At 72.4% G+C, this 21,626-nt stretch carries 20 protein-coding genes; 8 read left to right on the top strand and 12 right to left on the bottom strand.

The window, feature by feature from the left end; all coding sequences use genetic code 11:
• Positions 1–30 precede the first annotated feature (30 nt).
• The 3 genes from KSO97_RS09940 (at position 31) to KSO97_RS09950 (ending at position 2,966) form a co-directional block, all read left to right on the top strand.
• Positions 31–1,239, top strand: coding sequence for an arginine deiminase (locus tag KSO97_RS09940; RefSeq protein WP_232678400.1), 1,209 nt, complete (start codon positions 31–33; stop codon positions 1,237–1,239).
• Positions 1,240–1,387: 148 nt separating this feature from the next.
• A complete protein-coding gene (locus tag KSO97_RS09945; protein WP_232678402.1) occupies positions 1,388–1,756 on the top strand; it encodes a cyclic nucleotide-binding domain-containing protein in 369 nt (122 codons plus the stop codon).
• A gap of 85 nt (positions 1,757–1,841) precedes the next feature.
• Positions 1,842–2,966 (top strand): adenylate/guanylate cyclase domain-containing protein, encoded by a 1,125-nt coding sequence (locus KSO97_RS09950; protein ID WP_232678404.1) that lies wholly within the window; start codon positions 1,842–1,844, stop codon positions 2,964–2,966.
• Between the two features lie 70 nt (positions 2,967–3,036).
• On the opposite strand, the gene KSO97_RS09955 is transcribed toward KSO97_RS09950, so the two are convergent.
• Complete coding sequence (locus KSO97_RS09955) at positions 3,037–3,996, bottom strand: DUF5926 family protein (protein WP_232678406.1); 960 nt, start codon at positions 3,994–3,996, stop codon at positions 3,037–3,039.
• Between the two features lie 124 nt (positions 3,997–4,120).
• Positions 4,121–4,963 (bottom strand): glycerophosphodiester phosphodiesterase family protein, encoded by an 843-nt coding sequence (locus tag KSO97_RS09960; RefSeq protein WP_232678408.1) that lies wholly within the window; start codon positions 4,961–4,963, stop codon positions 4,121–4,123.
• 131 nt (positions 4,964–5,094) lie between these two features.
• On the opposite strand from KSO97_RS09960, the gene KSO97_RS09965 reads away from it, so the two are divergent.
• Positions 5,095–5,976, top strand: coding sequence for an Fpg/Nei family DNA glycosylase (locus KSO97_RS09965; protein WP_232678410.1), 882 nt, complete (start codon positions 5,095–5,097; stop codon positions 5,974–5,976).
• Positions 5,977–6,059: 83 nt separating this feature from the next.
• Positions 6,060–6,392: a rhodanese-like domain-containing protein gene (locus tag KSO97_RS09970; protein ID WP_232678412.1), complete on the top strand. Its 333-nt coding sequence runs from the start codon at positions 6,060–6,062 to the stop codon at positions 6,390–6,392.
• A 47-nt stretch (positions 6,393–6,439) separates the two neighbouring features.
• On the opposite strand, the gene KSO97_RS09975 is transcribed toward KSO97_RS09970, so the two are convergent.
• The 3 genes from KSO97_RS09975 to aat form a co-directional block, all read right to left on the bottom strand.
• A complete protein-coding gene (locus tag KSO97_RS09975; RefSeq protein ID WP_232678413.1) occupies positions 6,440–6,862 on the bottom strand; it encodes a hypothetical protein in 423 nt (140 codons plus the stop codon).
• A gap of 124 nt (positions 6,863–6,986) precedes the next feature.
• Entirely contained in the window at positions 6,987–7,400 is a 414-nt protein-coding gene (locus KSO97_RS09980) for a hypothetical protein (RefSeq protein ID WP_232678414.1), read from the bottom strand.
• 63 nt (positions 7,401–7,463) lie between these two features.
• On the bottom strand, positions 7,464–8,204 hold the full coding sequence (aat, locus tag KSO97_RS09985) for a leucyl/phenylalanyl-tRNA--protein transferase (RefSeq protein ID WP_232678416.1): 741 nt from the start codon (positions 8,202–8,204) through the stop codon (positions 7,464–7,466).
• Positions 8,205–8,364: 160 nt separating this feature from the next.
• On the opposite strand from aat, the gene KSO97_RS09990 reads away from it, so the two are divergent.
• Positions 8,365–9,081, top strand: a complete 717-nt coding sequence (locus tag KSO97_RS09990) for an EcsC family protein (protein WP_232678417.1) — start codon at positions 8,365–8,367, stop codon at positions 9,079–9,081.
• On the opposite strand, the gene KSO97_RS09995 is transcribed toward KSO97_RS09990, so the two are convergent.
• From KSO97_RS09995 to KSO97_RS10020, 6 genes are all read right to left on the bottom strand, one after another.
• The gene (locus KSO97_RS09995; protein WP_232678419.1) at positions 9,042–10,274 is read right to left on the bottom strand and encodes a hypothetical protein; all 1,233 of its coding nucleotides are present in this window, start codon (positions 10,272–10,274) and stop codon (positions 9,042–9,044) included. The two genes, KSO97_RS09990 and KSO97_RS09995, sit on opposite strands and share 40 nt — an antisense overlap.
• Positions 10,267–11,448: a hypothetical protein gene (locus KSO97_RS10000; protein ID WP_232678420.1), complete on the bottom strand. Its 1,182-nt coding sequence runs from the start codon at positions 11,446–11,448 to the stop codon at positions 10,267–10,269. The genes KSO97_RS09995 and KSO97_RS10000 overlap by 8 nt, the downstream gene beginning before the upstream one ends.
• Positions 11,441–12,523 (bottom strand): hypothetical protein, encoded by a 1,083-nt coding sequence (locus KSO97_RS10005; protein ID WP_232678421.1) that lies wholly within the window; start codon positions 12,521–12,523, stop codon positions 11,441–11,443. Before KSO97_RS10005 ends, KSO97_RS10000 begins: the two co-directional genes overlap by 8 nt.
• Positions 12,524–12,694: 171 nt before the next feature.
• Positions 12,695–13,624 carry a hydroxymethylglutaryl-CoA lyase gene (locus tag KSO97_RS10010; RefSeq protein WP_269782302.1) on the bottom strand — a complete coding sequence of 310 codons (930 nt, stop codon included), beginning with the start codon at positions 13,622–13,624 and terminating at the stop codon, positions 12,695–12,697.
• Between the two features lie 20 nt (positions 13,625–13,644).
• A complete protein-coding gene (locus KSO97_RS10015) occupies positions 13,645–15,585 on the bottom strand; it encodes a biotin carboxylase N-terminal domain-containing protein (protein WP_232678425.1) in 1,941 nt (646 codons plus the stop codon).
• 110 nt (positions 15,586–15,695) lie between these two features.
• On the bottom strand, positions 15,696–17,276 hold the full coding sequence (locus KSO97_RS10020) for a carboxyl transferase domain-containing protein (protein WP_308188282.1): 1,581 nt from the start codon (positions 17,274–17,276) through the stop codon (positions 15,696–15,698).
• A 121-nt stretch (positions 17,277–17,397) separates the two neighbouring features.
• On the opposite strand from KSO97_RS10020, the gene KSO97_RS10025 reads away from it, so the two are divergent.
• Both KSO97_RS10025 and KSO97_RS10030 read left to right on the top strand, forming a co-directional pair.
• Positions 17,398–18,684 (top strand): O-acetylhomoserine aminocarboxypropyltransferase/cysteine synthase family protein, encoded by a 1,287-nt coding sequence (locus KSO97_RS10025; protein WP_232678427.1) that lies wholly within the window; start codon positions 17,398–17,400, stop codon positions 18,682–18,684.
• Between the two features lie 7 nt (positions 18,685–18,691).
• Positions 18,692–19,810, top strand: coding sequence for a homoserine O-acetyltransferase (locus tag KSO97_RS10030; RefSeq protein WP_232678429.1), 1,119 nt, complete (start codon positions 18,692–18,694; stop codon positions 19,808–19,810).
• Between the two features lie 113 nt (positions 19,811–19,923).
• Here the strand turns inward: KSO97_RS10030 and KSO97_RS18290 are convergent, their stop codons facing one another.
• Positions 19,924–21,615 carry a helix-turn-helix transcriptional regulator gene (locus KSO97_RS18290; RefSeq protein WP_232678431.1) on the bottom strand — a complete coding sequence of 564 codons (1,692 nt, stop codon included), beginning with the start codon at positions 21,613–21,615 and terminating at the stop codon, positions 19,924–19,926.
• Positions 21,616–21,626: the final 11 nt, after the last annotated feature.

Here is a 21,626-nt window from a genome sequence, read left to right on the forward strand (position 1 = left end):
CGGGCCGCCGATCCTGATTAGGGTGACGTCATGGCGACCCACGGTGCCGACAGTGAGGTCGGACGGCTCCGCACGGTGATGCTGCATCGACCCGGCCACGAGCTGAGCAGGCTCACGCCCCGCAACAACGACCGACTGCTCTTCGACGGCGTGCCGTGGGTGGCCCGCGCGCAGGAGGAACACGACGCGTTCGCCATGGCGCTGCGAGCGCGCGATGTCGAGGTGCTCTACCTCACCGACCTGCTCACCGAGACCCTGGCCGACGTCGAGGCACGCGAGCTGGCGATCACGACCGCACTGGCGGGGCTGCATCTCGGCGACACCCTACGCACGTATCTGCGCTCGGCACTGATGGCGGCGACACCCGCTGAGCTGACGACGCTGCTCACCGCCGGAGTCCGCAACGACGAGCTGCGCGGCGGGAGCGGCCTGGTCACCTCGCTGCTGGCGCCCGACGACTTCGTGGTCGACCCGCTGCCCAACCTGCTCTTCACCCGCGACTCCTCGGTGTGGGTGCGCGACCACGTGGCGATCACCTCCCTCGCGATGCCGGCCCGCGCCCGGGAGACCCAGCTGACCGAGCTGATCTACACCCGCCACCCCCGCTTCGCCGGCACACCCCGCATCCACGGCCACCAGTTCGAGCACGTCGAGGGCGGCGACGTGCTGCTGGTGGCGCCCGGCGTGATCGCCGTCGGCGTGGGCGAGCGGACGACGCCGGCAGGCGTGGAGCGGTTCGCCCGCCAGGTCTTCGAGGGCGATCTCGCCCACACGGTGCTGGCGGTGCCGATCGCGCAGGAGCGCGCCACGATGCACCTGGACACCATCTGCACGATGGTCGACGTCGACCTGATGATCGTCTACGAGAACGTCGCCGAGGCGCTGGTGGCGCACGCCGTCACCGTGGCGGGCCGCGACGACGACGGCACCCTGCACCTCGCCGTCGCCCCGCCGCGACCCTTTCTCGCCGCGGCGGCGGAGGCGATCGGGATCGACGCCGTGCACCGCATCGACACCGGCCTGGACCCCGTCACGGCCGAGCGGGAGCAGTGGGACGACGGCAACAACACCCTGGCGCTCGGGCCGCGGGTCGCGGTCGCCTACGAACGCAACGACGCCACCAACGCCCGACTTCGTGACGCGGGCATCGACGTCGTCGAGATCGCGGGATCGGAGCTGGGCTCGGGGCGCGGCGGTCCGCGGTGCATGAGCTGCCCGATCGTGCGCGACCCACTCTGAACCCGCCGGGCACGGGGCCGTCGTCGAGGTCGCGCGCCTCGCGTCGGCCTCGATCCCTGGACACGCTCCGGCCGGTCGGCAAGGATCGTCCACGGCTCCCAGGCGGGCGACTCACCTCGCTCCAGCTCACCTCGCGAAAGGCCCACTGATGGCAACGTTCTTCGACTCGTTCACCCCGAAGGAAGTCGCGCAGATCAGCGCGCACGGCCGGACGGTGAAGCTCCCTGAGGGCTGGTCGCCGATCTGGGAGCAGACCCCGGCGGACAAGGCCTACATCCTGCTCGACGGCAAGGTCTCGGTGCGCCGCGACGGAGTGGAGATCGCCCAGCTCGGCGCCGGCGACATCGTGGGCGAGGCCGCCATCGTCGGCCACTCCCTGCGCACCGCGAGCGTCGTGGCCATCACGCCGCTCAAGGCCATCCACTTCACCGACTCCGACATCCGCGAGCTCATCGAGGAGATGCCCACGTTCCGCGAGAAGCTCGAGGCCGTCGTCGAGTCGCGCCTGAACCCCTGACGACGCCGCACGCGTCGGCGGCGCCTGACATCAGGACCCGCCGGCGCGTGTTCGCATTCCTCCCCCACACAGCGATGCCGCGACCGTGACCGAGCCGACCGACACACCCGCCTTCGCGGGCCTGCTCGCGACCGTGGAGTCCGACGTCCTCGGCCTCACACCGACGTTGACGCGACTCCAGGTCGCCGCCGAGGCGGAGGTCCCCCTGGAGGTGGCGACGGCGCTCTGGTCGCTGTTGGGCTTCGCCCACGTCGAGGACACCGCGGTCGCCTTCACCGAGGACGACGTCGAGGCCCTGCGCGCGGCCCACGAACTGGTGGGGCTGGGCATCTTGAGCCCCGACCGCCAGGCCGCGCTCGTGCGCACCTGGGGCCGCAGCTTCGCCCGTCTCGCCGAATGGCAGACCGACCTGCTGGCCGACGTCGCCCTCGAGTCCGGCGGTGACCCGCGCGAGACCCTGCCGGCACTCGTCAGCGAGGTCCTGCCTCGGGTGGAGGAGCTGCAGCGGTACATCTGGCGGCGACACCTAGCCAGTGCCGGCTCGCGGATCCTGGCAGTTCTGGAGTCCGACGCCGTGACCGAGCGTCTCGCCGTCGTCTTCGTCGACATCGTCGGCTACACGGCCCGCTCGAAGACCCTCGGCGAGAGCGAGCTGGTCGCCTGGCTCGAGGCCTTCGAGGATCGCAGCACCAGCATGGCCGGCGAGCTCGGTGGCCGGGTGATCAAGAGCATCGGCGACGAGGTGCTCGTCGTGCTCGACGACCCGGTCGACGCCGTCACCTTCGCACTGCGGCTGACGGCGATGGGCGCCGACGAGGACGACCCGTTCCCCGAGGTGCGCGCCGGCGTCGCTTTCGGCGAGGTGGTCGCGCGGCTGGGCGACGTCTTCGGCGCGACCGTCAACGTCGCCGCGCGGCTGACGTCGGCGGCCCGGCCGGGCGCCGTGCTCGTCGATCGCGGCGTGTACGACGCGCTGCACGGCGAGGGAGACGGCGAGCCGGCGGACGAGGGTGTGGCCCTCGACGACGAGCACGCGGCCGGGACGGCGTCCGAAGGCCCTGGCGACGACGGCTCCGATCGACGTCGGCGCGAGCCGCACGAGCCCCGCGAGGAGGCGCCGTTCAGCTTCCGGCGGGTGCGCCGTCTGCACGTGAAGGGCTACGACCGGCTCGCTGCGTACGCCGTCCGGGCGCGCGCGGAGCACCGGTAGTCACGGTCTGCGCCGGCGTCCGGCGTCCGGTCGATCGTGTCGATCCGGGGCAGCCGCCCCGACCGCGCCGTCAGCGGATGGTGACCTGGCGGGTCGCCAGCCCGGAGCGCGCCGAGCGCTCCTCGGTGGTCAGCGGCGTCTCGTCGGCCAGTGCGGCGTCGAGGGCGGCCTTGTACGCCGCGGCGGGCTCCTCCAACGCTTCCGCGCCGGTGCCGACCGGCAGGTCCCACACCGGCGCGAGCAGGCCGTGGGCACGGAACATCCCGATCAGACGCGCGTCGGGCACGATGACGTCGGCGCCGGCGACGTGGAGGCGCGCCAAGGCGTCGAGCAGGGCGTCCTCGGGCTCGGGCATCACCCAGCGCAGGTGCTCCTTGGGGCCGACGTTGGTCCAGTAGGCCGCCTCGACCGACGTCAGGCGCGAGGTCGGCACGACCGACTCGTTGGCGTGCTCCAGCGCGTGCTCGAACTCGCCGGCGTCCTCGACGTCGGCGATCCAGTAGTCGAAGCCGTCGTGCACGGTGACCTCAAGGGAGTCGCCCTCGATGAGGTCCTGCAGACGGGGGCCGTCACCGGGCGACTCGGTGAGGCCGACGACGCCGGACTCGCCCGTCTCGGCCTGCGCCAGGGCCCGCTCCAGCACGGCGGCCAGGTCACGTGAGGGGTCGCCGAAGTGGTGCTGCACCTGGAGGCCGACCCACACCTGCCCACTGTCGCGCGCCATCGCGGGCACGGCCATCGGCAGCAGGGTGCACAGCTGGACGACACGATCGGTGCCCTTGACGGCGACGGTCGCCGTCGCGGCGGGCACGAGCTCGCGCATCGCGACGATGTCGCACTCGCCCGGGACGCCCTCGAACGGGCGCACGACGAAGACCGGCGCAGCGCCGCCGGGCGCGCCGTGGCACGCCTTGTAGCGCCGTCCAGACCCGCACGGGCACGGCTGCCGGGGGCCGACCTCGCCCGCCCCTGCCGCCGTCCCACTCGCCGCAGCCTGCGCGCGGTTCTTGACCCTGGACTTCTTCGCCATGCCCGCGACCCTAGCCCGGGGCCCGAGTGCGGCGTGTAGGCGGATAGCGCGTCCGTCTCCGAACCCGACACGCCGCGACACGCCGTCCGCACGGTCGGAATGGGACGCGCTATCCCCGCAGGGCTCAGCGGCCGAGCTGGTCGAGCATGTAGGCCGGACGATCCGTGATGACGGCCTTGACGCCGAGCGAGCGGCAGAGTTCGAGGTCGGCGAGGGTGTTGACCGTCCAGACGTGGACGTCGTGGCCGCTCTCGGCGATCCGGGTCGCGAGCTTGGGGTGCTCGCGCAGCATCGCGATGCCGGGGCCGAGCAGCCAGTCGTCGCCGACGACGCGACGCAGCATCGGCCAGGTCTGGGGCTTGTCGACCAGCATCACCAGCGGCACCTCGGGGGCCAGTCGCTCGACGCGTTGGAGCGCGGTGAAGGAGAAGCTCATCACCCGCACCGGCGCACCGATCCTGGTCCAGCCGAAGTCGCGCAGCATCTCCACCAGACGCCGCTCGACCAGGCCGCCGAAGCGGGTCGGGTGCTTGGTCTCGATGGCGACCTCGACGCGCCGGTCGAAGTCGGCCACCACCTCGAGCAGCTTGCGCAACGTGAGCACGCCGTCGAGGGAGTCGTCGCGCTCGGGTGCCTCGTCGTCCAGCTCGGACCACGGGTGCTTCCAGGAGGCGAAGTCGAGCTCGTCGAGGTCGGCGAGGTTCATCGTGGAGACCAGGCCGTTGGTGCTCGCGGTGCGTCGCAACGTCCGGTCGTGCACACACACCAGATGGCCGTCGGCGGTCAACCTGACGTCGCACTCCAGCCCGTCGGCGCCGGTCTCCAGCGCGGCGAGATATGCGCCCAGGGTGTGCTCGGCGTTGTCGAAGCTGGCACCACGGTGCGCCACGACCTGCGGCGTCGACCGCACCAGCGGCACGCGGGTGGGCTTCTTCGTCGTCGGGTCGGGGTCGCCGGCGGCGGACATGCCCACCATGGTGCCCGACGTCGGGCCGTCACGGTTCGCCGACCGCTCGGCGACATGCCCGTCGCCCGTCTGGTCCGGCTCGGGCCAGGGACGCCTCGACCCCTGCGCATGCCGTTCGTAGACTCCACGGCGTGCCCGAGTTGCCCGAGGTGGAGGCGCTCGCCGTCGATCTGCGGCGGCGGCTGGTGGGGCGCGCGATCACCGCGGTCCACGTGACGGCGTTCAACGCGCTGAAGACCTTCGACCCGCCTGTCTCCGCGCTCCGCGGCACCGTCGTGGACGGCGTCGGGCGGCACGGCAAGTTTCTCGACATCGACGCCTCCGGCGTGCACATCGTGCTGCACCTGGCCCGCGCCGGGTGGATCCGCTGGCGCGAGGAGGTGCCGGCCCTGCCCCCGAAGCCGAGCACGAAGTCGCCTCTCGCGGTGCGGATCGTCGTCGAGGATCCCGAGACCGGGGCGACCCACGCCATCGACATCACCGAGGCCGGCACGAAGAAGAGCCTGGCGATGCACGTCGTCCGCGACCCTCTCGAGGTCGAACGCGTGGCCTCGCTCGGCCCGGACCCGCTCACCTCCGACTTCACCCGGGACGTGCTCGCGGGCATCCTCTCCTCGGAGGGCCGCAAGCAGCTCAAGGGCGTGCTGCGGCACCAGGGCACCATCGCCGGCATCGGCAACGCCTACTCCGACGAGATCCTGCACGCGGCGCGGATGTCGCCGTTCAAGCCCGCCAACAGCCTGACCGACGACGAGCTCGACGCGCTCTACACCGCGATCCGCGAGACCCTGGGCGCCGCCGTCGAGCGCTCGAGCGGCCTGGCCGCCTCCGAGCTCAAGGGCGAGAAGAAGTCGAACCTGGCGGTGCACGCCCAGACCGGCAAGCCCTGCCCGGTCTGCGGCGACATCGTCCGCGAGGTCTCGTTCGCCGACTCCAGCCTCCAGTACTGCGCGACCTGTCAGACCGGCGGCAAGCCACTGGCCGACCGGCGGATGAGCAAGCTCCTCAAGTAGGCGGTCGCGCGGACAGCGGCGTCCGGCCGACATCTGCCCTATCCGTGCCACCCCGAGCGGTCCACGTCGGGGAGGATGGGCCCATGAGCATCCCCACCGTCGTCATCGCCGGCGTGCCCGACCCGCTGCCCACCGGCCTCGCCGTGCTCGACGTCCGCGAGCAGGTCGAGTGGGATCACGGGCACATCGACGGCGCGGTCCACATCCCGCTGATGTCGCTGCCCGAGCGTCTCGACGACGTGCCGGAGGGTCAGGTGCTTGTGGTCTGCAAGGTCGGCGGTCGTTCGGCTCAGGCCACCGGCTACCTGCTGCAGCAGGGTCGCGACGCGGTCAACCTCGACGGCGGGATGCTCGACTGGGAGGCGGCCGGGCGGCCGATGGTCAGCGAGAACGGTCAGGCGCCCGCCGTCGTCTGACGAGAGACCGCCGACCAGCGCGGCCGATCCCGGCCGGCGCGTCGGACTCAGGCGAAGCAGGTCGCGCGGGCGTACTCCAGGAACGCGGCGACCGCGTCGCGATCGGCGCCGTCGGGGTCGCCGCTGAGCTCCTCCGCTGCTGTCACCATGCCGGAGACGTCGCTGTCGCCGCCGTCGGAGGAGTCGCCCGTCAGGGCGGCGAGCGCGCCGCGGGCGGCCGCGCCCCCCCGCACGAAGATCACGAAGCCGGCACGCCCCGCAGCCGGGATGTCGTCGGGCGTGCCGACGTCGGCGAGGTCACGCGCCGTGACGCGCAGGTCGGCATCCGGGTCGTAGGCGGCACAGAAGCTCTGGGGCTCGGCGTCGCGCGGGGCGTCGGCGGCGTCGATGGCCGTCTCGGAGCTGCAGGCCGTGACGAGGAGGAGCAGCGCGGGCAGCAGGGCGGCGTACTTCATGGCGACCTCAGTCAAGCACCCGTCACCACCCCGGCCGACCCGGGGACGGCTGACGCGTGCGGGTTCCCCCGGTCGACCGGTGGAACCCGCATGCGCCGAAGGGCCGGAGGCCGGGTGGCCCGTGCGATCGGACCGTGGATCAGGAGGCGCCGTCGGTGGGCTCGTCCTCGGTGCCGCCGTCGGTGATCGCGTCGGCACAGGTCGTGCCCGCATAGGTCACGAACGCGGTGACCTTGGCCGTGTCGTCCTCGCTGACCTCGCCCTCGACCGCATCGAAGCTGGCGTCGTCCTCGGCGCCGTCGAGCGCGTCGACCATGATCTCGAAGCCCTCGCGAGCCTCGTCGTCGATGTCCTCCGGCGTGCCGACCTCGGCCAGCTCGTCGGCGGCGTCCTTCGGCGTCTCGGCGCCGGTCGCGGTGGTGAAGGTGGAGCAGAAGTCCTCGACCGAGGCATCGGTCGGGGCATCGGCACCAGCGCCACCGCAGGCGGTGAGCGTGAGGGCCAGGAGGAAGGGCGCGGTGACGGCAGCGGCCCGGCGCTTCAAGGGGGTCATCGGAGTTCCTTTCGTGGGACACCTGCGTGAGCGCCTGGTCGGCGCTCTCCGCGACCGATTCAGTCAGCGCCCCCGGACGCCCGCGAACACCGCGGGCGTCGCCGCGGTGAACAGTCGCGGAAGTCCCCGCACATACTCCTCCCGAGCCATCTCGACCACCCCCAGCGAGCCCAGATGGTCGGTATGCCACTGGACGTCGATCAGCCGCGGTCCGCCAGCGTCGTCGGCCCTCAGGTGCTCCACGAGACCCACCAGCGCGACCTTGGAGGCGTCGCGTTCGTGGTGGAACATCGACTCCCCCGCGAAGAGTCCGCCGATGGCCAGCCCGTAGAGGCCTCCGACCAGCCGGCCCTCGCGCCAGGTCTCCACGGAATGGGCCCATCCGAGTTCGTAGAGCCGCAGGTAGGCCGCCTGGATGCGGTCGTCGATCCATCCACCGTCGCGTCGTGGGTCGGCACATGCCTCGAGGACGTCGGCGAACGCGGTGTCGACCCGCACCTCGAAGTCGCGGCAGGAGCGTCGCAACGACCGGGAGACCACCAGCGCGTCCAACGGCAGGACGCCACGGTCCAACGGCGACCACCAGCCGATCGGATCGGGCGCATACCTCCCGCTTCGGCTCGCCGCCTCCTCCAGCGCCGGCCCGAGGGGCATCGGGAAGAGCCCCCGGCGGTAGGCCGCGAGCAGTGTGCCGGGCTCGAGGTCGGCACCGACGGCGACCAGGTCGTCGTCGGGCCATCGCTCGACGTCGGCCGGCTCCGGCAGCGACCACGGGGTGGGTGGCGGCTCCACGGGCGGCGGCATGGGAGCACGGTAGGACCAGGGCCGAGACCGACCCCCGGCGAGAGCGGTTTCGAGACGCTCGCTGCGCTCGCTCCTCAACCACCGCCCACCCGCGGTGGTCGAGGAGGTCGCGCGCGAGGCTCACCCCGACAGGTCAGGGGTCCTTTCGTAGGCTGGCGGCGTGGGAGCGAAGAGGAGCATCGGAACCCGGCTGGCGACGCAGGTCGCGCCGCGGCTGGCCCCCAAGCTCGCGCCGAAGCTCGCCGGTGCCGCACCGGGCGTGTCCGCCTCGTTCGTCCGGGAGGCCCTGCACCGCGCCGTCGACGGCGTCGGCCCGTTCCAGCCCGCCCACCTCACGGCCCGTCGGGCGTTGGAGGAGCACGAGGGCGACGTGAGGAAGGCGGTGCACGCCGTCGTCGACGACCACGTCCGCTTCGCGGGGGCGGCCGGCTTCGTCACCAACCTCGGTGGACTGGTCACCCTCACCGTCACCCTGCCCGCCAACCTCACCGGGCTCGCCGTCCTGCAGTGCCGCATGGTCGCAGCAGTGGCGCACCTGCGCGGCTACGACATCCAGGATCCGCGGGTGCACAACGCCATCCTGGTCACCACGCTCGGCGCGGACGCCGTCGACGGGCTCATCAAGCAGCGCCGCCTGCCCGCCCCGCCGATGGCGATCGCCACGGCACCGGTGCACGACGCCTCGCTCGACCAGGCGATCGCCTCGGCCGTGGCCGCCGAACTGATCGCGCGGGTGGCCGGACGGCGTCTGGCGACCACCGCGGGACGGCGGGTGCCGGTCGTCGGCGGCCTGGTCGGCATGGGCGCCGACGGCTGGGCCACCTGGAAGATCGGCCGCTACGCCGAGAGAGAGTTCCTTCCGCGGGCACCGCGGTAGGCCTTGAGCACGCCACGACCGATGCTGCTGGTCTGCAACCGGCGCACGAACTTCTCCCGCCAGCGGTAGGTCGGGCGCAGGTAGCTCCGCTCGAGCGCCCGGTGCGCCTCGTGGAGCTCGTCGCGGAGCCGCGCCTCTTCGGCGCGCAGACGCGCCGCCTCCAACGCCAGTGCCCGGACGGCGTCCACGGCAGCCGACGCGACCTGCCGTTCGATCGGCCGGTCGGGGTCGCTCCACTCCGTCGACGGCTGCCCGATGAGCTCGTTCACGTCTCCGACGACGTCGTAGCCGCGCGCGCGGATCTCCGCCGCCCAGGACCGCTCGATCTCGCCGACCCAGGCGTGCAGGTGCGGCGGGACGCCGAGCCGCGGAGAGTCGCGACGCTGGGACAGGGTCTGGTGGGCGAGGAGCTCACGCACCAGCGGGCGGTAGTCGGTCGGTGCGAGCTGCTTGTTCGCGGCCAGGTTCACCCGACGGATGAGCGCCGTCTCGGGCGCGCCGAGGGACGGGTTGGCCCGCTCGGTCTCCAGGTCGAGGTCGTAGCCGTCGAGGCCGAACGTCTGGGAGAACCTGGTCCACAGGACGTCGGGGGCACCGCCCGGCGGCGGCACGGTCACCAGGTGCACGTGCTCGGGAGGCAGGTCGTGCGCCCAGCGGTCGAGGATCGCGGGGATCTCCTGCACGTTCCAGAACCAGCTCGAGATCCGGGTGTCCCGCGCGGGGTCGCCGATCTCCTCCAGGAACCGGGCGTAGGTGATCGGGCTCCGGTGCTTGACGTTCTCCTGCCATTCGGCCGGGATCTGACGCACCAGGTCGCGCACCGACAGCACGACGTGCACCTCCACACCGCCGGCACCGGCGCCGGTGTCCGTGCGATGGCCCAGGCTCTCCAGAGCACGGCCCACCTGGGACCGGGATGCCGCCGCCAGGATCTCGTGGCTGATGATCGCCGTCCCGCGATGGCGGCGGACCCGCTCTGCGAGGGCGTCCCAGGCACCGATGGCCTCGGCCTCCAGGCCGCCCCACGGGAGCTTCATCAGATCCAGGGCCGCCAGGAAGTGCGCGTCGAAGCGATCCGCCGGGTAGAGGACGCCGTGACCGGCCAGGGTGCGTCGGTTGCGGAACAACACGTCCTGGAAGTACGACGTGCCGGTCTTGGGGGTGCCGACGTGGAGGTAGACGCGCTCAGCCATCTGCCCGCTCCCCCGTCCCGCGAGCGTGCTGATCCGACCCGTCCCGCTCGATCAACAACCGCACCGCCAGGTCGAGCACCCGCTGGTCGTCCGGAGCATTCACCGTCGCCGCCGACCCGCCGTCGGCGGCCGAGGGCAGGAGCTGGTCGAGATCACCGAGCACACGGTAGTCCTGCGCACGCAGGTGCCGACGCATCCGGTCGGCGCGCTCACGCGCCCACTCCCGGTGAGAGTCCGGCAGCGCCAGGGCAGGCCCCGGGTGCGCGGCCAGCCGCGGCAGCAGTGTCGAGCGGAGCAGTCGGGCGCGCTCTGCCGGCAGCACCAGCAGACCCAGCGGTGCGGCCACGCGACGAGCGAGGTCGACGCCGTCCGCGGAGACGGCGGGGGGCCGCGGAAGACGACGCGCGCGCGCAGCGCGGGCCGTCTGGTCGGCGTCCAGGGCGATCCGGATCCGGGACCGTCCGACCCGCTCTCGCCACCAGTCGGCCGCGGCGGCCAGGTCGGCCCGCGGCGGCAGCGGACGTCGGGAGGGATCGCCGAGCCACTCCTCCCACGACTGGCCGCCCTCGTCGAAGGCGCGGGCGGTGAACGCGTGCACCGTCATCGTCGCGACGTCGGCCCCGAGCACGTAGACCATCGCCGAGCGCCCGCCCGGTGGACGACCTCGCCGGATCAGCTCGAGCCGCAACGGATCGGCCAGCCAGGCGTCGCCGACCAGTCGGTGCGGGCGCGCCCACACGCGCCGGAAGCGTGGCGGCTCGGGCGCAGGCGCGGCGTCGGCGACGACGTCCTCGGCCAGGAGCAGCGAGGCGACCCGGATCAGCTCGGCCGGGGGGAGGGTCGCGGGGTCGACCGGACGTGGGCCCCACCGCACCGGGGGTGCGGCGCCCACCAGTTCGAGGTCGGAGGTCCCGCGGCCCGGCGCGCTCGCCGCGACGACCCGCTCGACGAGAGCAGGGTCCGGCGTCCCAGCGAGGTTCAGCCGGCGGAGCAGCTCCAACTGCTGCGCGCCCGGCAGGTAGCGGCCACTCCGTTCGCCGTTGCTGGCGACATCGAGCTGTGCGCGCCACGCCTCCCACGGCGTGGTCCCGCCGTCGCGGAGATGGGCCACCCAGCCCCACGCGACTCGCTCGCCGTCGCCGGAGGTCGGGCGGCCCGGGGCCGCCTCAGTCATCTCGCAGCTCACGCACCCGGCTGCGCACCTTCGCGACGATCTTGCCGTCGGGATCCTCCCGACGGGTCGCCTCGAGGGTCATCGCCGAGAGCGCGTCGAGCGCCGCGCGCAGTTGCGGCTTCGGGCCGATCTTGTCCGGGTTGACCCACGCGACGTCGGGGTCGCGGGGACGCGGGCGCAGGTCCTCGACGTCTCCGACGACGTGGACGCCGCTGGCGGTGAGGTAGTCGATCCAGCGCTGCGCCTCCTCCTCGACCCACGGGTCCAGGCGCGGAGGCACGAGCAGCGGTGCGCTCTGTCGGCGCACCAGGCGGTCCTGGGCGAGCATCTCGCGCATCAGCTCGTCGAAGCGGGCCTCGCGTCGGGCGTCGCGCCGCATCCGCCGGTTCAGGCGTCGCAGCATCGCCGTCTCGGCGACACCGAGCGAGGCGTTGACCGCCTCGCTCTCGCGCGGCGCCCAGTCGGGGTCGATCTCGAAGACGGCGCAGAAGCGCTGCCACAGCTCGGGGCCGGAGGTCTGGGGGACGGCGACGACGTGGAGCCGTTCGGTCGGGACCACCTCGCCCCAGGTCGCCAGCACACCCGGCAGGTCGAAGGCGCGCGCGAACCACGGCCGCTGGGTCGTGACGCGGTCGAGGAAGGAGCGATAGCTCCAGCGACGCCCTTGCTTGATGGACTCCTGCCAGGCCGCGGGCAGCTGCCGCGCCATGTCGCGCGCGGAGTACACGACGTGCACCTCGGCACGTCCGAAGGAGGCGACCGCCTTCGCGACCTGGCTCGGCGTCGCGGGAGCCAGGATCTCGTGGCTGATGATCACCGACCCGCTGAGCCTCCGGGCCTTGCGCGTCATCGCCTCCCAGTAGCCCTCGGCGTGCCCGGCCGGGCCGCCCCAGTCCTGGTCCAACAGGTCCAGAGCGGCGCGGAACTGGCTCAGCGCGGGGCTCGTCATCGGGTTGCGGGCCGGGAAGTGGACGCCGTTGGCCGCGAGCGAGCGGGCGTTCACCGCCAACCGGTCCTGCAGATAGGTGGTGCCGGTCTTGGGCGCACCGATGTGCAGATAGACCGCGCGACTCACGCGCCGATCCTAGTGCGGGGGGATCGCGTGACAGGGTGCCGGCGGGTTCGGTGGAGCGGTGAGTCTGAGACGGTTCGGGGCGCCAGACCGTCGCACACGCACCGCTCCACCGACCGCCCCCGCCCGGGCGGTGAGTCTGAGACGGTTCGGACGCTCACAACCATCCCGCACTCACCTCCCACCCGCCAGCGCCCGGACGACGGCGCTCGGGCTGGGGCGACCGAGTTGCTCGGCCATCCACACGCTCGTGGCGAGGACGGCGTCCAGGTCGACCCCGTGCTCGACGCCGAGGCCGGTGAGCATCCAGAGCAGGTCCTCGGTGGCGAGGTTGCCGGTGGCCGACTTCGCGTAGGGGCAGCCGCCCAGGCCGCCGGCGCTGACGTCGAACGTGGTGACGCCGGCGTAGAGCGCCGCCTGCACGTTGGAGAGCGCCTGGCCGTAGGTGTCGTGCACGTGCAGGGCGAGGCGGTCCGGCGGGAGCCCGACCTGGCGGAAGGCGTCGACGAGGCCGACGACATGCCCCGGGGTGCCGACGCCGATCGTGTCGCCGAGGCTGAGCTGACCCGCACCGAGGTCGACCAGTCGTCGTCCGACCGAGGTCACCTGGTCGATGGCAACGCCGCCCTCCCAGGGGTCCCCGAAGCACATCGAGACGTAGGCGCGGACCTCCATGCCGGCCGCGCGCGCCCGGGCGACGGTCGGCTCGAACATGGCGAACTGGTCGTCGAGCCCACGGTTGAGGTTGCGTCGGGCGAAGGTCTCCGTCGCCGAGGCGAAGATCGCGATGTGGCGCAGGCCGAGGTCGATGGCGCGATCCAGGCCGCGTTCGTTGGGCACGAGCACCGGCAGGTCGCGCGCGGCGTCTCCGATCTCGTCGACGAGGAGGTCCATCAGCTCCGCGGCGTCGGCGAGCTGCGGCACCCACCTCGGATGCACGAAGCTGGTCGCCTCCACGATCGGCAGGCCCGCGGCGAGCAGGCGGCGCACGAACTCGGCCTTGACCGATGTCGGCACGTGGGCGGCCTCGTTCTGGAGACCGTCACGGGGGCCGACCTCGTAGAGCGTGATGGCGCGCGTCAGGTCGGGATCGGGAAAGACCATCGGCAACCCGAGCTCGGCGGTCACGACGCCCCGCTCCCGGCGCCCTCGTGCGGCTCGATCTCCAGCAGCACCGCGCCGAGGGGCACCTGACCGCCGGCGACGGCGGGCACCGCGGTGACGACGCCGTCGAACGGAGCACGCAGGGTGAGCTCCATCTTCATGGCCTCCATCGCCCCCAGCGCCTGGCCCTCGACGACCTCCTCGCCGACGGCGACCCGGATGTCCAGCACGGTACCGGGCATCGGCGCCGCGACCGTGCCGTCTCCGGCGGCGAGGGACGCGCTCCGGTCGCGGTGCGGCCCGAGATCGACCCGGTGCCCGCGGTGCACGATCTCGGTGCCGTCGGCGCTGCGACGCACCGCACCCCACCCGCGGAACCCACCGTGGACGACGTCGCCGTCCACCGAGAAGCCGCCGTGCGTCCCGGCCCTCGACGGCAGCGTGCGACCGTGCTCGACGAGGTCGGCCGCCGGACCGCCGGCACGGAAGCCGTCGGCCTCCCACGGGCCGCGGGGGGCGCGACGCAGCTGCGTGCGCAGGGTGACCTCGGCGAACGCGAGCGCGTCGCCGTCGTCGGGTCGGGGCAGGTCGAGACGGTCGAGCCAGGCCGTGTCGTGCCGGGCCTGGCGGAAGTCGTCGTGGTCGACGAGCGCGGCGAGGTAGGCGACGTTCGTGGTGAGTCCCATCACCGCCGTCCGCTCCAGCGCCTCGGTCAGGAGCATCAACGCCTCCTCGCGGCCAGAAGCCCAGGCGATCACCTTGCCGAGCATCGGGTCGAAGGCGGGGGTGACGATCTGGCCGCTCTCCAGCGCATGGTCGACGCGGACGCCGAACTGCGGCGCCGGATCCTCGCCGTCGGCCAGGTCGATCAACCGACCCGGGTCCGGGTCGGGACTCCAGGTCTGCTCCGGCCAGCGCACCCAGCTCGCCCGGCCCGCCTGCGGCAGGAACCCCGCGAAGGCGTCCTCGGCATAGACCCGCGCCTCGACGGCGTGCCCGGTCACGACGACGTCGCTCTGCGCGAGGCCGATCGGCTCACCGGCCGCGACCCGCAACTGCAGCTGGACGAGGTCGACGCCGGTGATCAGCTCGGTCACCGGGTGCTCGACCTGCAGGCGGGTGTTCATCTCCAGGAAGTAGAAATCGCCGCTGGCCTGGTCGTAGAGGAACTCCACCGTGCCGGCACCGGTGTAGCCGACGTGCGATGCCAGATCGACCGCCGCGGCACAGATCCTCGCGCGCGTGGCGTCGTCGAGGGTGGGTGCGGGCGCTTCCTCCAGCACCTTCTGGTGCCGCCGCTGCGCGGAGCAGTCGCGCTCGTGGAAGTGCAGCACCGTGCCGTGGGCATCGCCGACGACCTGCACCTCGATGTGCCGGCCGGACTCGACGTAGGTCTCGACGAGCATCACGTCGTCACCGAAGGAGCGACGGGCCTCGCCCTGCGCCGAGGCCAGCGCCTCGGCGAACTGCTCGGCGCTGCGCACCACGCGCATGCCCTTGCCGCCACCACCGGCGGCGGCCTTGACCAGCACCGGATAGGTGAAGGACGTCGGGTCGTCGTCGAGGTCGTAGGCCGGGATGACCGGCACGCCGGCCGCGACGGCGATCGCACGCGCGGCGTCCTTGCGGCCCATCTGGTCCATCACGTCGGCGCTCGGCCCGACCAGCGTCACACCCGCCGCCTCCAGCGCCCGGGCGAACGGCGCCCGCTCGGAGAGGAAGCCGTAGCCGGGGTGGACGGCGTCCGCACCGGCCTCGACGGCGGCAGCCACCACGGCCTCGACGTCGAGGTAGGACGGCACCCGCAGCGCCCGGTCGGCCTCGCGCACGTGGAGGGCGGCGGCGTCGGCGTCGGTGTAGATCGCGACGGCGGTGATGCCGAGCCGTCGACAGGTGCGGATCACCCGTCGGGCGATCTCGCCGCGGTTGGCGATCAGCAGGGCGGAGATCGGGCCTGTCATCAGATTGCCTTTCGTCGTACGGGGTTTCGAGACGCCCGCTCGTTCCTCGCGGGCTCCTCAACCACCGGAGGCCAGCCTCCGCGTTCGTTCCTCCCGCGGCGCTGCGCGGCTCACATCCGGAAGATGCCGTAGGTGGGCTCGGGCACCGGCGCGTGCGCGGCCGCTGCCAGGCCCATGCCGAGCACCCTGCGGGTGTCGACCGGATCGATCACACCGTCGTCCCACAACCGCGCCGTGGCGTAGTACGGCGAGCCCTGCGTCTCGTACTGCTCGCGGATCGGCGCCTTGAACTCCTCGACGTCCGCGTCCTCGGCGCGTCCGGCGACGGTCGCGAGCACCGAGGCCGCCTGCTCCCCGCCCATCACCGAGATCCGGGCGTTCGGCCACATCCACAAGAACCGGGGGTCGTAGGCGCGCCCGCACATGCCGTAGTTGCCGGCACCGAACGAGCCCCCGATCACCACGGTGAACTTCGGGACGACGCTGCACGCGACCGCCGTCACCAGCTTGGCGCCGTCACGAGCGATGCCGCGGTTCTCGTACTCGCGGCCGACCATGAATCCGCTGATGTTCTGCAGGAAGACCAGCGGGATGCCGCGTTGGTTGCACAGCTCGATGAAGTGCGCGCCCTTGAGGGCCGACTCGCTGAAGAGGATCCCGTTGTTGGCCACGATGCCCACCGGGTGACCCCAGATGTGGGCGAAGCCGCACACCAGCGTCTCGCCGTAGAGCTGCTTGAACTCCTGCAGCCGGCTGCCGTCGACGATGCGGCGGATCACCTCGCGCACGTCGTAGGGCGTTCGGGTGTCGGCCGGGACGACGTCGTAGAGGGAGGCCGGGTCCTCGTGCGGCTCCTCGACCTCACGGACCTCCCACGGTGCCGGCGCATCGACGGCGAACGAGGCCGGCGTGGTGGCGACGATGTCGCGCACGATCTGCAGCGCGTGGGTGTCGTCCTCGGCGAGGTGGTCGACGACTCCCGAGGTGCGCGCGTGGACGTCGCCGCCGCCGAGCTCCTCGGCGGTCACGACCTCGCCGGTCGCGGCCTTCACCAGCGGCGGGCCGCCCAGGAAGATCGTGCCCTGGTTGCGCACGATCACGGTCTCGTCGCTCATCGCCGGAACGTAGGCGCCGCCGGCGGTGCAGGAGCCCATCACGCTGGCGATCTGCGGGATGCCGCGGGCGCTGAGGTTGGCCTGGTTGAAGAAGATCCGGCCGAAGTGCTCGCGGTCGGGGAAGACGTCGTCCTGCATCGGCAGGAACGCGCCGCCGGAATCGACCAGGTAGATGCAGGGCAGTCGGTTGTCGGCGGCGATCTGCTGCGCGCGCAGGTGCTTCTTCACCGTCATCGGGTAGTAGGTACCGCCCTTGACGGTGGCGTCGTTGGCGACGACGACGCAGAGCCTGTTGCTCACCGCGCCGATGCCGGCCACGACGCCCGCGCTCGGGACGGGCGTCTCGCCGGGAGAGCCGTACATGCCGTGAGCGGCCAAGGGGCTCAGTTCGAGGAAGGGGCTGCCGGGGTCGAGCAGGTGGTCGACCCGGTCGCGGGCAAGGAGCTTGCCGCGGCCGGTGTGCTTCGCGCGGGCGGCCTCGCTGCCACCCTGGCGGGCGCGTGTCAGGTGTTCGCGCAACTGCTCGGTGAGCGCGCGCAGGTCGGTCGGCTGGGTGGCGTCGGGCGTCGCGGTCACGTGGCTAGGTTAGCGATCGTTAACCAGTCTCGGAAGTCCGGGAACCGGACGTTCATTTGAAAGTCCAGCACGAGGGTCTACTTTCGAGGGATCCCCCACGTCGTTCATAGGAGAGCGCGCCATGACCTATCGACCCGAGACCCTCGCTGTCCACGCCGGGCAGGAGCAGGCCGACCCGGCCACCAACGCTCGCGCGGTGCCGATCTACCAGACCACGTCCTACGTCTTCAACGACACCGAGCACGCCGCCAACCTGTTCGCGCTCGCCGAGCCCGGCAACATCTACACCCGGATCATGAACCCGACGCAGTCGGTGTTCGAGGAGCGGCTCACCCAGCTCGAGGGCGGCGTCGGCGCACTCGCCACGGCGTCCGGCTCGAGTGCGATCACCTACGCCGTGCTCAACCTGACCTACGCCGGCGACAACATCGTCGCCCTCTCCACTCTCTACGGCGGAACCTACGCGCTCTTCGCGCACACGCTGCCGCAGTTCGGCATCGAGGTCCGCTTCGTCGACCCCAACAAGCCCGAGGAGCTCGCCGAGCACGTCGACGAGAAGACCAAGCTCGTCTTCGCCGAGACCGTCGGCAACCCCAAGATCAACGTCGTCGACATCCGTGCCTGGGCGGATGCGGCGCACGCGCAGGGGCTCCCGCTCATCGTCGACAACACTGCCCCGACCCCGCTGCTCGCGCGCGTCTTCGACCACGGCGCCGACGTCTCGGTGCACTCGGCCACCAAGTACATCGGCGGGCACGGCACCTCCATCGGCGGCATCATCGTCGACTCCGGCAACTTCGACTGGGCCGCACACGCCGACCGCTTCCCCGGCCTGACCCAGCCCGACGACGCCTACCACGGCGTGGTGTGGACCGAGGCCGTCGGCAACCTCGCCTACATCATCCGTGCCCGCACCGTGCTGCTGCGCAACACCGGCGCCGCGGTAGCGCCGCTGAACTCCTGGCTCTTCCTCCAAGGCCTGGAGACCCTGCATCTGCGGATGGAGCGGCACAGCGAGAACGCGCTGGAGGTCGCCCGGTTCCTCCAGGGCCATGACGCCGTGTCGTGGGTGAACTACCCCGGCCTGGACGGCGACGCCTCCAAGGAGGTCGCCGACCGCATCTTCACCGGCCGCGGCTACGGCGGCCTGGTCAGCTTCGGTCTCAAGTCCGGCCGCACGGGCGGCACCACCTTCATCGAGGCGCTGCAGCTCTTCAGCCACCTGGCCAACATCGGCGACGCGAAGTCGCTGGCGATCCACAACGCCTCCACGACGCACAGTCAGCTCACGCCGTCCGAGCTCGAGGCCGCGGGCGTGCCGGAGGACATGGTGCGGCTCTCGGTGGGCATCGAGAACGTCGAGGACCTGATCGCCGACCTCGAGCAGGCGCTGGCCGCCTCCAAGTGACCTGCCCGTGACGTCATCCCGCCCCCGCGGGACGCTCGGCCATGTCCAGACCCAGCGGGTCGTGCTCGCCTCCGGGCACGACCCGCTGGTGCTGCGCTCCGGGCGCACCCTGCCGCACGTCGAGGTCGCCTACGAGACCTACGGAGCCCTCGACGCCACACGCAGCAACGCGGTGTTCGTCTGCCATGCCCTCACCGGCGACGCGCACGCCGCCGGTCTGCATCTGGGCGCGAAGAGGCGCGGTTGGTGGGACAACCTGATCGGCCCCGGCAAGCCGCTGGACACCGACCGCTTCTTCGTCGTCTGCGCCAACATGCTCGGCGGCTGCTCCGGCACGACCGGGCCGTCGTCGATCGACCCGGCGACCGGCACCCCGTACGGACTGGACTTCCCGCTGTTGCACATGGGCGACGTCGTCGCCACGCACCGCCGTCTGCTGCAGCACCTGGGCATCGACCGTCTTGCGGCGGCGGTCGGTGGCTCGCTCGGCGGCATGCAGGTACTGCAGTGGGTGATCGACGCTCCCGAGCAGGTCGAACGCGCGGTCCTGGTCGCGGCGTCCGGCCGGATCTCGACGGAGAACATCGCGTTCTCCTCCGTCGCACGGCAGGCGATCATGGGCGACCCGGACTTCCACGACGGCCGCTACGCCGAGCACGGCACGATCCCCCGCCAGGGCCTGAAGGTCGCGCGGATGATGGCGCACATAACCTACGTCTCCGCCGGCTCGCTCGCCGCGAAGTTCGGCCACGAGCGGGCGCCGGGACCGATGACGCTCGCCCCCGACTTCGCCGTGGAGTCGTACCTGCAGCACCAGGGCGACAGCTTCGTGGAACGGTTCGACGCGAACGCCTACCTCTATCTGACCAGGCTGCTGGACTACTTCGACCCGTTCGCCGAGCCCGGCACCACCGAAGCGCTGCGCGGCACGCGCACCCGGTTCCAGGTGACCTCCTTCGACTCCGACTGGCGCTTCTCCACCGCCCAGTCGATCGCCGGCGTCACGGCGCTGCGCGAGCTCGGCGTCGACGTCGACTTCGCCGAGCTCTCCTCACCCTGGGGCCACGACTCGTTCCTGCTGGAGCCGCCGGGCTACCACGACCGGCTGCGGGCCTTCCTGGTCTGAGGCACGGACTCCGGCCACGGCGCACGTCCCACCCACCAGGTCTCGTGACGGTCGCAGAGCGACCTCCTCGACCATCAGGAGCACCGGGGCTCGAGCGGCGAGGGCCAGCGGGGTCAACCGCCGCCGGAAGCAGCGAGGACGCCGGCAGCGAGCGCCGTCCGGCCTGGCAGGGCGAGGCGGGCCATCACGTCGGTGACGTGTCGTTCGACAGTGCGCACGCTGATCCCCAGCTCGACGGCGATCTCCTGGTTGGAGCAGCCGCGAGCGACGGCTTCGGCCACCCCGCGCTGGCGCGGTGTCAAGACGTCGAGGTCGAGGTCGCCGGGGGCGGCGAACAGCCCTTCGGCTGCGATCCGCGCCGGCAGGGCCGCCCGCGTCACGACGCCGTACGCGGCGAGCACATGGGAGACGTGGGTGCGCACGGTGTGCTCGGAGATGCCCAGACGGCGTGCGATCTGACGGTTGCTGGCGCCCTCCGCCGCGAGGGCGGCGACCTCGCGCTGACGCGCCGACAGCGCCGCTCCACCGGCTCCGGCGATCGGCCGCACCCGGAGTCCGCTGGGCCGCAGCACCCGGGCTGCCCCGCGACGCGCGCTGCCGTGCCCACGCTCCTCGGCGGCGGCGACCATCTGCGCGATCTCGCGCGCAGCGGCGGCCGTGTCGCCCGGCCGACGGCGCGCGAGCCGAGCACGCGTCAGCACCACCTCGCCCTCGGCGAGCTCGATCATCCGGTCGACCTCCCGGGCCCGCTCGACGGCGCGCTCGGCCCAGGCGACCGCCTCGTCGTACTCCTCGCGAGCGAGTGCGATCCGACTCATGGTGCGGGCGCTGGTCGAGTCGGCGATGGGGTGCGCGATCAGGACCTCGGCACGCGCCACCCAGGCCTCGGCGGCGTCGACGTCGCCCGCGCTCAGCGCCAGGTTGGTCAGGGTCTCCAGGCCGATCGCGCGGTCGATGATGTTGAGCTGTGCCAGGTCCGGCCCGCCGCCGGCCCGCAGGATCGCCGCACCCGCTCCCGCGACGTCTCCGACGGAGATCAGGCCGAAGGAGACGAGTGCGTGGCAGCCTGCGGCGACGATGTCGGCGGTGTCCGGCACCTGCTCGGCGACCCGGCCGGCGAGTCGGTGGACGTCGGCGGCACCGGTCGCATTGCCCAGGACGAGGCAGTCGACGGCGGCGCCGAGTGCCTGCACCCGCCGATGACGATCCGACCCTGCTCCCTCGACGTCGGTCATGGCGGCACGCAGATCACGGGCACGGGCGATGTCGCCGCGAAACGCCAGCACGCGCACCTGGGAGATCCGCACCATGCTCGCGAAGGGGTGTCCGGGCGCCAGCTCGCCCAGCTCCCACATCCGCGGCCCGAGCCGTTCGGCGAGACGGTGCGCGAGATCGAGACGTGCATGGGCGAGCAGGGCCTCGACGACCAGGTAGCCGGCGAAGCGCTCGAGTGGGTCCTCGATAGCGGGGACGTCGTCACCGAGAGCCCCGAGGAACACCGCGGAGTCGACACCGGGGTCACCGGAGATCGCCCAGCCGACGACCGCGGTGCGCAGCCACCAACCGGCCCGGTCCTCGATCGCGACCTCCGGCACGGCCCGGGCCAGCGCGCTCGCCTCCAGCCACCGGTGCGCCCACGTCAGTCGCAGGATCGCCAGCGTGTCGTGCCACCCGACGTCGGCCGGGCGCGGCTGGCCCGACGGCTTCGGCGTCGGGTCCGCGCTCGCCGTGAGGCCGCGCGCGAGCGTGCCGGAACAGAGCTCGTCCAGCACGGCGACCAGCGCCGCGACCCGCTCCGCCCTCACGACCCCATCAT

The organism is Nocardioides sp. R-C-SC26, assembly GCF_021246465.1.
Classification (GTDB): domain Bacteria; phylum Actinomycetota; class Actinomycetes; order Propionibacteriales; family Nocardioidaceae; genus Nocardioides.